Origin of the sequence: Leifsonia soli (assembly GCF_013408745.1) — a bacterium.
Taxonomy (GTDB): domain Bacteria; phylum Actinomycetota; class Actinomycetes; order Actinomycetales; family Microbacteriaceae; genus Leifsonia; species Leifsonia soli.
The window spans coordinates 2,807,548-2,819,699 of sequence record NZ_JACCBJ010000001.1; the positions used below are offsets into that span (position 1 = coordinate 2,807,548).

Sequence of the window (12,152 nt, forward strand, 5' to 3'; positions counted from 1 at the left end):
CCATGCCGCCCGGTGCGAACCCCTGCTCACTCCACGTCGATCGCCCAAAATACTGCTCCCCAAGAAGTCCTCGCGCTTCGAGCAGCGCGCGCCGACACGACGCCGACTGAACCCATCTTTTGGGGGCTGTCACGAGGTTCGCAGCACCTCGCGGCCAAGTGTGCACGGAATGGCTGCAGAAGTGCAGAATTTGGCACAGCCCGCTGGCCCAGCGGCAACGCGCTTGCCATCGGCTGCAAGAATGTCGCTAACGTCGACAATGAATGCAGGAGAAGGGCGAGTCGCATGGCGATGGGCATCTCTGCGGCGGAACGGTGCAATGACTTCGGGTGGCATCCCCGGGGCCGAATCGACCCTGCCCTGGTCGCGGAGACCGCCCAGCAGACCCGCTTCGGATTCGGTCATGCGTGGTCCCGCTCGGCCGGCTACGCGCTCACCACCGCTCCGGAGCGCGTGTATCTGGTGCTGACGATGGAGGGCGGGTTCGAGTTCACCGTCGATGGCTCCGTCGTCTCCGCCGAAACAGGATCGCTCATCCTGCTGGATGGAGAAGTCCCCACCGGTGCACGGACGACGACAGAGACAGCGCGGTTCGTGTGGTACCTGGAACCCACTTTCCTCCGGGCCGGACGTTCTCGCTTCGCGTACGGTGAACCGATCGCGACGAGCGGGTCGACCGTCAGCGCGCTGACGGCCATGACGAATTCGCTGCTGCGCACAGCCCCGCCGGCGACAGCGGACGCCGAACGACACCTGACGCTGGCTTTCGAGAACCTCTTGGCCGGCGTGCTCCACGAGGCCAAACCCGCCCATAAGGCAGCCCCCCACCATCGAGACGGCCTCTTCATGGCGGCCCTGGATGCCGTGGAAGACAACTTCCGCGACCCCGCCTTCAACGCCACGCGCCTCGCCGCCGAGATCTCCGTGAGCCAACGCACGCTCTACAACGCGTTCAGCAGCATGGGGACGACGCCCCGTCGCGAGATCGAACGCCGGCGGATCACCGAGGCGACCCGGCTCACCGAAGCTTCGATCCTCCCGGCAGCCGAGCTGGCGGCCCTCGCCGGATTCACCTCGGCCCGGCAGCTCACCCGGGCTCTGCATCGCTCGAACAGGCCGTAGCCTGCGCCGCCCCGTCACAGCGATGTGGCGGAGCGACCTGACCATCCGGACGGCGCGGCCGATAGTCCCGGTATGCGCAGAATGATCGCCATCCTGATCGGCGCAGCCCTCGTCTCGGCTGCGCTCGCCTCGGCGCCGACGGCCCCCGCCGCACGCGCCGACGATTTCCCGTTCGGCAGCAGGCTCTACGTCGACCCGTACAGCGACGCACGTCGCGCGTACGACGCGCTGACCGCGCAGGGCGACACAGCGGCCGCGGCCCTCATCGGGCAGATCGCGAGCCAGCCGACCGCGGTCTGGCTCGGCGACTGGTACACGCCGACCCTGCTTCAGAGCGTGATCCAGCGGCACCTGCGCGCTGCGGCCGCGCAGGGCGCGACACCCGTGTTCGTGACCTACGCCGTCCCCGACCGCGACTGCGGCGGCTACTCCGCCGGCGGTTTCACGGCCGACCAGTACCTCGACTGGACCCGGCAGGTGGCGGCCGCACTGGCCGGCAGCGGCGCTGTCGTCCTCGTGGAACCGGACTCCCTCGCGATGCTCTCCAGCGCGAAGTGCGCCGGCGTCGCCGCCACTCGGCTACCGCTGCTGAAGTCCGCCGTCGGCATCCTCGCTTCGGCCGGGCTCGCCGCGTATCTCGACGGCGGCAACGCGCGATGGCTCACGCCCGACACTCAGGCGGCGTACCTGAAGGCTGCGGGCATCGCGTACGCACGCGGCTTCTTCACCAACGTCTCCAATTTCGACGCGACGCAGACCGAGCGCGACTACGCCGGGAAGATCTCGTCGCGCGTCGGCTGGAAGCACTTCGTCATCGACGTCTCCCGCAACGGCAACGGCTGGACCGGCACCTGGTGCAACCCGCCGGGCGCGGCCCTCGGCCAGAACCCGCAGATCAACGCCTCGACCACCAGCAAGCTCGACGCGCTTCTCTGGGTGAAGCATCCGGGAGCCAGCGACGGTCCGTGCAACGGCGGACCGGCGGCCGGCGCGTGGTTCGAGAGCGGGGCGGAGGCGCTGGTGCTGGGGCGCACGGCGACGGGCTGACGGGGCGCCGGGCCGGGGCACCGGTCAGGCTCTCCCGCTGCGCGCCGCCGGCGTCTGTCGCGGCGCATCCTCGTGCGGAGGGCGTGGGATTCGAACCCACGAGACATTTCTGCCCACCAGTTTTCAAGACTGGCTCCATCGGCCGCTCGGACAGCCCTCCCGGTGCCGGGCGAACCCGGCGTCGCCCGATTCTAGCGAACCCGGGCGGAGACGATCACTCGGAGAACGGCTTCGAGCAGGTGTACTGCGCCGCGGTCTGGCCGTGCACATCCGACGGGAGCTCCACCGAACCGCCGCCCGCGGTGCCCGAGTCCGGGGTACCGGTCGCCGGCGCCTGGGTGGCCGGAGCCTGCGTCGCGGGCGCCTGCGTGGCCGGAGCCTGCGTAGCCGGGGCGTTCGGGTCGGCCTCCGAGCCGACGCCGGTGTCGCCCGTGAGCGTGATCGGCTTGTCGTTCTGAAGTGCGCTCATCAGCTGGTCCGCCGCGTCCGTCGTCGGGGCGACGCCGCCGTCCACGTAGTGGTTCGGGTACTGCACGAACACGACCTTGCTGATATCGATGTTCTTGAGCGCCATCGCCATGGAGACGATGGTGGTCGGGTTGTTCAGGCTGTCGGACAGCGTGATGTTGCTCGTCGCCGCCTTCGCCAGACCGTAGAGCTTGACCGGGTTGCTCAGCACGTCGGCGCTCTTGATCGTCCGCACGAGCGACGACAGGAACACCTGCTGATTGCTGATGCGGCCGAGGTCCGAGCCGTCGCCGACGCCGTGGCGGGTGCGGAGGAAGGCGAGGGCCTGCGAGCCCTGCAGCACGTTCTGGCCGCCCTTCACATTCAGGCCGGTGTAGGGGTCCTTGATGTCGCCGGCGACGCAGACGGGCACGCCGCCCACCGCGTTCGACATCTCGATCACGCCGTCGAACTGGATGACGCCGGCGTACGGGATGTCGAGGCCGGTCAGCTTCTCGACCGTGAGCACCGTGCAGGCCAGGCCGCCGTAGCTCAGGGAGTTGTTGATCTTCTGGCGGCTCATCGCGTCGAAGCTGCCGCCCTTCGGGTCCGGGCAGGACGGGATGGAGACGAACATGTCGCGCGGGAAGCTGACGACGGTCGCGTTCTGGTGGTCCGCGGAGACGTGCAGGAGCATCGTCACGTCGTTGAGGTTCTCTTCGCGGTCGCCGTATGCGGCGTTGCCGCCGCCGCTGTCGCTGCCGGCGAGGAGCACGTTGAACGCGCCGTTCATGGCGCCGACGCCGGGCGTCGTCTCCTTGCCCTTCGCGTCGACCAGCTTGACCGACTTCTTGACGCTGGCCACCACATCCACCGTCGCGTATGCCGCGAGCGAGACGCCGGTGACGCCGACGACCGCGATGACGGCGACGACGATCTTGAGGAGTGCCTTGAGCGGATGGTGCTGCTTCAGTCGACCGTGGCGGACCGCTGGTCCTGCCGCCTTCTCCTGCGCTCGCGCTTGCGCGCGGGTGTGCAACTCGCTCATTCACTTCCTTCCGGCCGGGTGTGCTCGCAACCAACGGCGGGCGCCCGAAAGAGCGCACGCCACCTTAAAGCCTTGCACGGCATGCTGGCAATGCTCTGGAAGGGCGCGCGTCCACCGCCGACTGCGGTCGCTCGTCACGCACGCGGGTGCTCGCGCAGGCGCCGTCGTTACGGGAGGCCGCAGTCGGTCAGAGGGCGTCGAGGACGTGCGCCAGGCCGTCCTCGATCACGGGAGCGGTCGACCGGCTCGCCACGGCCTTCACCTCGTCGGGGGCCTGACCCATCGCGACCCCGAGGCCCTCGGCGGCCGCCCAGGTCAGCAGCTCGATGTCGTTGCGGCCGTCACCCACGGCGACGACGCGCGACCGCGGGATGTCGAGCGCGTGCCGCACCCGCTCCATGGCGGTGGCCTTGCTCACGCCGTCGGGCGAGATGTCGAGCCACGCGGTCCAGCCGATGGCGTAGCTGACCCGCTGGAGCCCCATCCGATCGACGATCGAGAGGAACTCCTCGGTGTCGTGCTCCGGCGACACGACCACGACGCGGGTCGCGGGATGCTGCAGCAGCTCCTCGAAGGGCACCTGCTCGGCGTTCACCAGCTCCCAGTCGGTCATGCCCTCGGTGTAGCGGCGGAACCCGGTCGGACCCTCGACCATGAAGCTGCCGCTCGGGAGGTGCGGGCGGATCGTCTCCAGCACCTCGGTCGGGTCGAAGACCTCGATGAACTCGCGCCGGTAACCACCTTCGACGGTGTCGTCGCGCTTCATCGTCAGAGCGCCGTTGGCGCACACGACGAACTCGCTGGTCAGGCCGAACTCCTCGTGGATGGGCCGGGCCGTCTCCCAGCTGCGACCCGTGGCCAGCATCACCTCGTGGCCGGCGTCGCGCACCCGGGCGACGGCCGCGCGCACGGCGTCGCCGACCGTCTCGTCCTCATGGATCAGCGTGCCGTCGACGTCGAGCGCGATCAGCAGGCGGGAGTCGTCGCTCACGAACGCGTCGGCTCCAACAGCTCCAGCCCGCCGAGGTACGGCCGCAGCGCCTCCGGGACGCGCACCGAGCCGTCCTCCTGCTGGTGCGTCTCGAGGATGGCGACCAGCCAGCGCGTGGTGGCGAGCGTCCCGTTCAGGGTCGCGACCGGTGCCGTCTTGCCGCTCTCGGTGCGGTAGCGGATGTCGAGGCGGCGGGCCTGGAACGTGGTGCAGTTGGAGGTCGACGTGAGCTCGCGGTAGCGGCCCTGGGTGGGGATCCAGGCCTCGACGTCGTACTTTCGCGCGGCGCTCGACCCGAGGTCGCCCGCCGCCGTGTCGATGACGCGGTAGCTGAGCCCCAGCTCCTGCATCATCTCCTCCTGCCAGCCGAGCAGCCGCTCGTGCTCGGCCTCGGCCTCCTCCGGGCGGGTGTAGACGAACATCTCGAGCTTGTCGAACTGGTGGACGCGGATGATCCCGCGTGTGTCCTTGCCCGCCGACCCGGCCTCGCGCCGGTAGCAGGTCGACCAGCCGGCGTACCGGATGGGCTCATCCACCTCGATGATCTCGTCGGCGTGGTACCCGGCGAGCGCGACCTCGCTCGTCCCGGTCAGATAGAGGTCGTCGTTCTCGAGGTGGTAGACCTCGTCGGCGTGGGCGCCGAGGAACCCGGTGCCCTGCATGATCTCCGGCTTCACCAGCGTCGGCGTGATCATCGGGATGAACTCGTTCCGCACCGCCTTGTCGAGCGCCATGTTCATCAGGGCGAGTTCGAGCCGGGCGCCGATGCCGCGGAGGTAGGAGAAGCGGGCGCCGGCGACCTTGGCGCCGCGCGCCATGTCGATGGCGCCGAGCAGCTCGCCCAGCTCCAGGTGGTCGCGTGCTTCGAACGGGAACTCGGGGATGTCGCCGACCGTCTTGAGCACGACGAAGTCGTCCTCGCCGCCCGCCGGCACGCCGTCCACGATCGGGTTGCCGATGCTGCGGACGAGCTGCTCGAAGCGCGCGTCGGCGTCGTTGGCGGCCTGCTGCGCCTCCTTCACCCGGCCGGCGAGCTGCTGCGCCTGGGCGACCAGCTCCTTCTTCTGCTCCTTCGGCGCCTTCGCCACCTGCTTGCCGAACGCGTTCTGCTCGGCCCGGAGCTCTTCGAACGCCGTGATCGCCGCGCGGCGCTCGATGTCGGCCTGGATGGCCTCGTCGACGAGCTGCACGGAGTCGCCCCGAGCCTCCTGGGAGCGCCGGATGATGTCGGGGTTCTCACGGAGAAGTACGGGATCGATCACCTGACCAGCTTATCGACCGATGCCGAACAGGTAGCGTGATGTGCGTGAACGGACGGGACGGGGAGCAGCGCCGCATCGCCGCCGTCGTCTACAACCCCGTCCGGGTCGACGTGCCGCGCGTCCGCGCCGCGGTCGAGGCGGCCGCGACGCTCCACCGGTACGACCTGCTCTGGCTCGAGACCACACCGGAGGAGCCCGGGCAGGCGCAGGTCGGCGAGGCGCTCGCCGAGGGCGCCTCCCTCGTGCTCGCGGCGGGCGGCGACGGCACGGTGCGCGCGGTCGCGGAGGCGCTGCGCGGGCGGGATGCGACACTCGGCATCATCCCCGGAGGCACCGGCAATCTGCTCGCGCGCAACCTCGGCATCCCGTTCGCGAGCGTCGAGGCGTCGTGCGCCGTCGCGTTCGACGGGGAGAGCCGTCGGATGGACATGGGAGTCGCCACCGCGCACCGTCCGGACGGATCGACGACCGAGCACGCCTTCCTCGTGATGGCGGGCGTCGGCATCGACGCGGCGATGATCGCCAACGCCCGACCCGAGCTGAAGCGCCGCTTCGGCTGGCTGGCGTACGTCGACGCCGCGTTCCGCTCGCTTCCGACGGCGTCGAAGGTTCCGGTGCGCTATCGGCTGGACAACGGGCCTGAGCGGTCCGCGCACGTGAGCACGATCCTGGTCGCCAACTGCGGCGCGCTGCCGGGCAACATGGAGCTCATCCCGGACGGCGAGCTGGACGACGGCCTCCTCGACGTGGCCGTCGTGCAGCCCGCCACCGTGTTCGGCTGGCTGGCGATCTGGCGCAAGGTGACGTGGGAGAACCGGGTGCTCCGCAGGTCGAGCGTCGGTCGCCGCATCATCCGTTTCACCGATCGCGCCATCCGCACCCGGCTCAGCTACCTGCGCGGCGCCTCGGTGGAGCTCGCGGTGGATGCGCCGGAGCCGTTCGAACTCGACGGCGACGCGTTCGGCGACATCCTGCGCCTGGAGCTGCGGGTGGACGAGCTCGCGCTGCAGGTGAAGGCTCCCGCCGTGACCGCGGGCGTCACAGCCCCGGGGCGTCGTCCTCCGCACCGGCGTCCCGCGCCCGGCGCCCGGAGAGCGCGGTCAGAAACACCAGCCCCACCAGTGTGAGGAGGCCGACCATGACCAGCGGCCCCGCGAGCATCCACCCGAGCTGAGCGAACACCAGGGCGCCGACGTCGTTGCTGGGCGTCGGTCCGTTGTACGACGACGTCACGGAGACGGCGTAGAGCACGATCCCGAGCACCACGAATCCGGCGCCGATCAGCCAGAGAGCGAGGATGAACGGGTTGCGCCGGGGGTTCAGCTCGACGCCCGAGAGCACACCGGCGGACGCGACGACGACCCTGCGTCCCCCCTCTGCGCTCGCGTCGAACTGCTCGGGAAGGGCCGCGCGCCCCTCGTCGAGGGAAAGCGCGGCCTCCTCGTACGGGGTCAGCGGTTCGGTCGGGGCGGCCGGCGCCGACCCTTCACGGGTGGGCAGCAGCGACGACGGGCGACGGAAGGCGGAGTCCGGAGCGTCGGCGCGGACGCGCGTGCGGGCGCGCTCGCCCGGCTGCGGCTGGTAACCCCGCTGGAACGCGGGGTCGAAGCGCGGGTCGAAGGCGCCCGCCCGACCGCTGTCGTCACGCTCATCGGCGACCATGCTGACCTCCCGGCTGTCCTGCCCGGCAGCCTACGCCGACGCGCCGTCCTGCGCGCCTGCCGGCCGTTCCTCCTCCGTCAGGGAGGCCAGCCAGGTGCGCGCCTCGGTGAAGACCTCGTCGCGGTAGCGCTGGTCGAACTCCACCCGCTGGCCGTCGGCGCGCGGGTAGGAGCCGAGGAACATCACCGACGGGCTGAACCGCCGGAGACCGAGGAGCGCGTCGGCGACGCGCTCGTCCGCGATGTGGCCGTCCGCGTCGATGACGAACCGGTAGCGACCGAGCGCGTCGCCGATCGGGCGCGACTCGATGAGGCTCAGGTTGATCCCCCTGGTCGAGAACTGCTCGAGCAGGTCGAGGAGGCTGCCGGGCCGGTCGTCGGGGAGCTCGGCGATCAGGCTGGTCTTGTCGGCCCCGGTCGGCTCGGGCACGCTGCGGGTCGTGCTGACGAGCACGAAGCGCGTGACCGCATTCGGGTTGTCGCCGATGTTGTCGGCGAGCACGACCACATCGTGATGGTCGACGATCCCGGGCGGGGCGACCGCGGCATCCGCCGCGCTGCCCTCGAAGAGCGAAGCGGCCGCTGCGACGTTGCTCGACGCCGGCAGGTGCCCGTGGTCGGGCAGGTGGCGGTCGAGCCACTGGTGGCACTGGGCGTAGGCGACGGGATGCGCGTTCACGGTGCGCACGTCGGCGAGCGTCGTCCCGGGGCGCGCCACGAGGACGAAGTTCACCGGGACGAGGTACTCGCCGATGATGCGCAGGCCCGGGATGGTGGCCAGCGCATCCTGCGCCACCGACACCCCGCCCTCGATCGAGTTCTCGATGGCGATCATGGCGGCGACGCTGCGCCCCTCCACCACGTCCGCCAGCGCCTCGCCGAGGTTGTTGACCGCCCTCCACCGCTTGCCGCGCGCCTCGGGAACCTGCTTGAGCGCCGCCTCCGTGAACGTGCCGGACGGTCCGAGGAAGCTGTACACGTCGTCGAGGGAGGCGGGCAGCTCCGCAGGGGCGCTGTCGGGGGCGGAGGACATGCCGCTCAGCTTACCGAGCCGTTGGCGTGGCTCCCCGGCCGTGGAAGAGTAGTGACCATGGACGAACGAGCCGGCACCCCCGCCCAGCCTTCCGACCTGATCGACGTCGACGCCCTGCGGCGCGCGTACTACGAGCTGAAGCCGGATGTGAGCATCCCGGAGCAGCGCGTGGTGTTCGGCACGTCGGGCCATCGCGGTTCGTCGCTGAACACGGCGTTCAACGAGGACCACATCGCCGCCACCACCCAGGCGATCGTGGAGTACCGCAACGGCCAGGGCATCACCGGCCCGCTGTTCATCGGTGCGGACACACACCTGCTGAGCGAGTTCGCGACGACCACCGCCCTCGCCGTGCTCGTCGGCAACGAGGTGCGCGTGCTGGTGGACGAGTTCGACGACTGGGTGCCGACGCCCGCCGTCTCGCACGCGATCATCCGCTACAACCGCGCCGGGCATGACGACCAGGCCGACGGCATCGTCGTCACCCCGAGCCACAACCCGCCGTCGGACGGCGGCTTCAAGTACAACCCGCCGCACGGCGGACCGGCCGACACCGACGCGACCAGCTGGATCGCGAAGCGCGCCAATGAGATCATCGCGAACGGCATGACCGAGGTGCGGATGGCGGAGCCGTCCGGCGTCGAGACGTACGACTTCCGCGGCCACTACGTGGACGACCTCGAGAACATCATCGACGTGAAGGCGATCCGCGACAGCGGCATCCGCATCGGTGCGGACCCCCTCGGCGGCGCGAGCGTCAACTACTGGCAGGCGATCGCCGAGCGCTACGACCTCGACCTGACGGTGGTGAACCCGGAGGTCGACCCGACCTGGGGATTCATGACCCTGGACTGGGACGGCAAGATCCGGATGGACCCGTCCAGCCCCTCCGCGATGGCCTCGGTCGTCGCCCGCCGCGCCGACTTCGACATCCTCACCGGCAACGACGCGGACGCCGACCGCCACGGCATCGTGACGCCCGACGGCGGCCTGATGAACCCGAACCACTACCTCGCGGTCGCGATCGACTATCTGTTCCGCACGCGCACCGAGTGGCGGAAGGATGCCGCGGTCGGCAAGACCCTCGTGTCGTCGTCCATCATCGACCGGGTCGCCGACGCGCTGGGCCGGCGGCTGTGGGAGGTGCCGGTCGGGTTCAAGTGGTTCGTGCCCGGCCTCATCGACGGGACCGTCGGCTTCGGCGGCGAGGAGAGCGCGGGCGCCTCCTTCCTCCGCTTCGACGGGACGGCGTGGACGACCGACAAAGACGGCATCCTGCTGGCCCTGCTCGCCAGCGAGATCCGCGCGGTGACGGGCAAGTCCCCGTCGCAGCTGTACCGCGAGCTGACCGAGCGCTTCGGCGACCCGGTGTACCAGCGCGTGGATGCGCCGGCCACGCCCGAGCAGAAGGCCGCGCTCTCGAAGCTCGACGGCGACGCGATCACCGCGACCGAGCTCGCCGGCAACCCGATCACGGCGAAGCTGAGCCGCGCGCCGGGCAACGACGCTCCGCTCGGCGGCGTGAAGGTGCAGACGGAGACCGCCTGGTTCGCCGCACGGCCCTCCGGCACGGAGAACGTCTACAAGATCTACGCCGAGTCGTTCGTGGGCGAGGACGACCTGCGCGAGGTGCAGGACGAGGCCAAGCGGATCGTCGGGGACGCGCTCGGCGGCTGAGCCGGGCTCCGTCGGAGATCAGGATCTCCGACGGAGAGACAGGGAGCGTCAGCCGGGGTAGGTCTCGCCACCGGGGAGGCCGAAGAACTCCTCCAGGGTGCTCACTCCGGTGGTGTGCAACTCGGTCGACAGCAGCACGCCGACGTAGCGGAAGTGCCACGGTTCGTAGGTGAAGCCCGTGACGGCGACCTTGTCGGCCGGGTAGCGCAGGATGAACCCGAAGCGCCAGGCGTTCGCCGCCAGCCAGCGCCCCTGATCCGTCTCGCCGAAACAGGCGTCGAGCGAGCAGTGGGCCGGAACGGCGCTGATGTCGACCGCGAGCCCGGTCTGGTGCTCGCTGTGTCCGGGGCGGGCGGTGTCGGTGTCCGCGTAGGCCTGGCCGTTCCTGGCGACATCGTCGTCGTAGACGCGCGTCTGCGACGCGAACGATCGGTAGGCGCTCTGGATGGAGAGGCTCAGCCCCGCTTCCGACCTCGCCGCCTGGAACATGGCCACGACCGCAGCGGCCGTCTCCTGCCGCATCGGCTGGTCGTTGATGTTGGGCACATCGGGGTAGACGAGGTCGGCCGGGGCGTAGTCCACCGGACTCAGGCCGCGCGGCTTGTTCACCACGACCCACGGGCTCGCCGGATCGTCGGTCGACTCGGCCGCCTTGTCGAAGGCGACCGGGATCGGCGTGGGAGAGAGGGACGGCGTCGGGCGCGGAGGACGCGGCGACGGAGCGGAGCGGTGGGGCGTCGGTCGATGCGTCGCGCCGGCCGCGACGATCGGGCCGGAAGCGCACCCCGACAGCACGAGCATCGCGACGAGCGCTCCGCCGATCACGGCGGCGCGCCTCATCTTCGCCCGCCCCGCGCGGGCACCCCCCTGAGTCACGCGATGAGCATAGCTCACGCGCGTGACGCGGCCCGGCGGTCGTGGCCGGAATGGCGACCGTTACTTGGAGAGGCTCCAGAAGTGGCCGATGCCGCCCGGGTGGTCGACCGTGATGGCCTCGTCGAGGTCGCGGTAGTCGCTGTCCTCGTTGTGCCCGACCATCTTGATCTTGATCTGGCCGTTCACGTTCTGCACGGCGGAGACGATCTGCACGTGGTCGAGCGAGTTGTTGTCGTTCCAGTCGAACATGACGATGTCGCCGACCTTGATCTTGTCGCGCTGGTCGAACGAGTACTCGGTGAGGCCGAGCTGCGCCGCGTTCTCGCGGAAGTAGTTGTCCATGGCCGGGACGTACCCCCACGCCGGGCTCCAGTCGGCCGCGGCGTCGTGGTTGTACCAGTCGCTGTTCATCTGCCAGCCGCGGGCGATGAGCGTCTGGCTGACGAAGTTCGCGCAGTCGCCGCCCACCGGGTTGAGGTCGCCGTATTCGGCCGTGTTGTAGTTCTTCCAGTACGTGAGCGCGTATGCGAGCTGCTTGTCGACCGGCGTCTGAACCTGGTAGTCGTACGTCGCGGCCGAGGTGGTGACCGGCTTTCCGGTCTTGTCGGTGACCGTGATGGGGACGCTGCCCGCCTGGAAGTTGGCCGCGGCGGGCACGCTCACGACGACCTTGTCGTCGGTCGCCTGGGTGACGGTGGCCGGCTGACCGCCGACCTGCACGGCGGCGACCTTCTCGAGGTTCGTGCCCGTCAGTGTCACGGTGCCGCCGGAGACGCTTCCCGCGGCCGGCTGGACGGACGACACGACGGTCGCCGAGGGGGACGGCGTTGGCGCGGCCGCCTGGGCGACCGCCTTGGTGACGGGGGACGGTTCACCGGCGCAGGCCGTGAAGACGAGCGCGGCGGAGGCGGCGACAGCTGCGGCGGCGAGGATGCGGCGGGGACGGCTGAGAGGTCTCATAGAACTTTCGAGGCGATTTCGAAGGGGG

General features: G+C 70.2%; 11 protein-coding genes and 1 tRNA gene. 4 read left to right on the forward strand and 8 right to left on the reverse strand.

Translation table 11 applies throughout. The features are described 5' to 3' along the window. Window positions 1-12 precede the first annotated feature (12 nt). Both BJ963_RS19555 and BJ963_RS13495 read left to right on the forward strand, forming a co-directional pair. The gene (locus BJ963_RS19555; protein ID WP_343037283.1) at window positions 13-1,122 is read left to right on the forward strand and encodes a helix-turn-helix domain-containing protein; all 1,110 of its coding nucleotides are present in this window, start codon (window positions 13-15) and stop codon (window positions 1,120-1,122) included. A 72-nt stretch (window positions 1,123-1,194) separates the two neighbouring features. Continuing rightward, complete coding sequence (locus tag BJ963_RS13495; RefSeq protein ID WP_179457177.1) at window positions 1,195-2,169, forward strand: glycoside hydrolase family 6 protein; 975 nt, start codon at window positions 1,195-1,197, stop codon at window positions 2,167-2,169. 75 nt (window positions 2,170-2,244) lie between these two features. Here the strand turns inward: BJ963_RS13495 and BJ963_RS13500 are convergent. The 4 genes from BJ963_RS13500 to serS all read right to left on the reverse strand — a co-directional run bounded on the left by BJ963_RS13500 (window position 2,245) and on the right by serS (window position 5,917). Further along, window positions 2,245-2,329, reverse strand: a tRNA-Ser gene (locus tag BJ963_RS13500). Window positions 2,330-2,383: 54 nt separating this feature from the next. After that, a complete protein-coding gene (locus tag BJ963_RS13505) occupies window positions 2,384-3,664 on the reverse strand; it encodes an LCP family protein (protein ID WP_179457178.1) in 1,281 nt (426 codons plus the stop codon). Window positions 3,665-3,851: 187 nt separating this feature from the next. Then, window positions 3,852-4,655 (reverse strand): HAD-IIB family hydrolase, encoded by an 804-nt coding sequence (locus tag BJ963_RS13510; RefSeq protein ID WP_179457179.1) that lies wholly within the window; start codon window positions 4,653-4,655, stop codon window positions 3,852-3,854. Continuing rightward, a complete protein-coding gene (gene serS, locus BJ963_RS13515; RefSeq protein WP_179457180.1) occupies window positions 4,652-5,917 on the reverse strand; it encodes a serine--tRNA ligase in 1,266 nt (421 codons plus the stop codon). The genes BJ963_RS13510 and serS overlap by 4 nt, the downstream gene beginning before the upstream one ends. 38 nt (window positions 5,918-5,955) lie before the next feature. Here serS and BJ963_RS13520 point away from each other — a divergent pair, with 38 nt between their 5' ends. After that, complete coding sequence (locus tag BJ963_RS13520; protein WP_179457181.1) at window positions 5,956-7,044, forward strand: diacylglycerol/lipid kinase family protein; 1,089 nt, start codon at window positions 5,956-5,958, stop codon at window positions 7,042-7,044. On the opposite strand, the gene BJ963_RS13525 is transcribed toward BJ963_RS13520, so the two are convergent. Continuing rightward, entirely contained in the window at window positions 6,956-7,579 is a 624-nt protein-coding gene (locus tag BJ963_RS13525) for a hypothetical protein (protein ID WP_179457182.1), read from the reverse strand. The genes BJ963_RS13520 and BJ963_RS13525 overlap by 89 nt on opposite strands. Window positions 7,580-7,609: 30 nt before the next feature. After that, window positions 7,610-8,611: a prephenate dehydratase gene (gene pheA / locus BJ963_RS13530; RefSeq protein WP_089907057.1), complete on the reverse strand. Its 1,002-nt coding sequence runs from the start codon at window positions 8,609-8,611 to the stop codon at window positions 7,610-7,612. 57 nt (window positions 8,612-8,668) lie between these two features. Between pheA and pgm the strand changes: the two genes are divergently transcribed. Further along, entirely contained in the window at window positions 8,669-10,288 is a 1,620-nt protein-coding gene (gene pgm / locus BJ963_RS13535; protein ID WP_179457183.1) for a phosphoglucomutase (alpha-D-glucose-1,6-bisphosphate-dependent), read from the forward strand. Window positions 10,289-10,336: 48 nt separating this feature from the next. Here pgm and BJ963_RS13540 read toward each other — a convergent pair whose 3' ends face one another. Together BJ963_RS13540 and BJ963_RS13545 are read right to left on the reverse strand one after the other, a co-directional pair. Then, complete coding sequence (locus BJ963_RS13540) at window positions 10,337-11,164, reverse strand: M15 family metallopeptidase (protein ID WP_343037284.1); 828 nt, start codon at window positions 11,162-11,164, stop codon at window positions 10,337-10,339. 60 nt (window positions 11,165-11,224) lie between these two features. Beyond that, window positions 11,225-12,124, reverse strand: coding sequence for an amidase domain-containing protein (locus BJ963_RS13545; RefSeq protein WP_179457184.1), 900 nt, complete (start codon window positions 12,122-12,124; stop codon window positions 11,225-11,227). Window positions 12,125-12,152 lie beyond the last annotated feature (28 nt).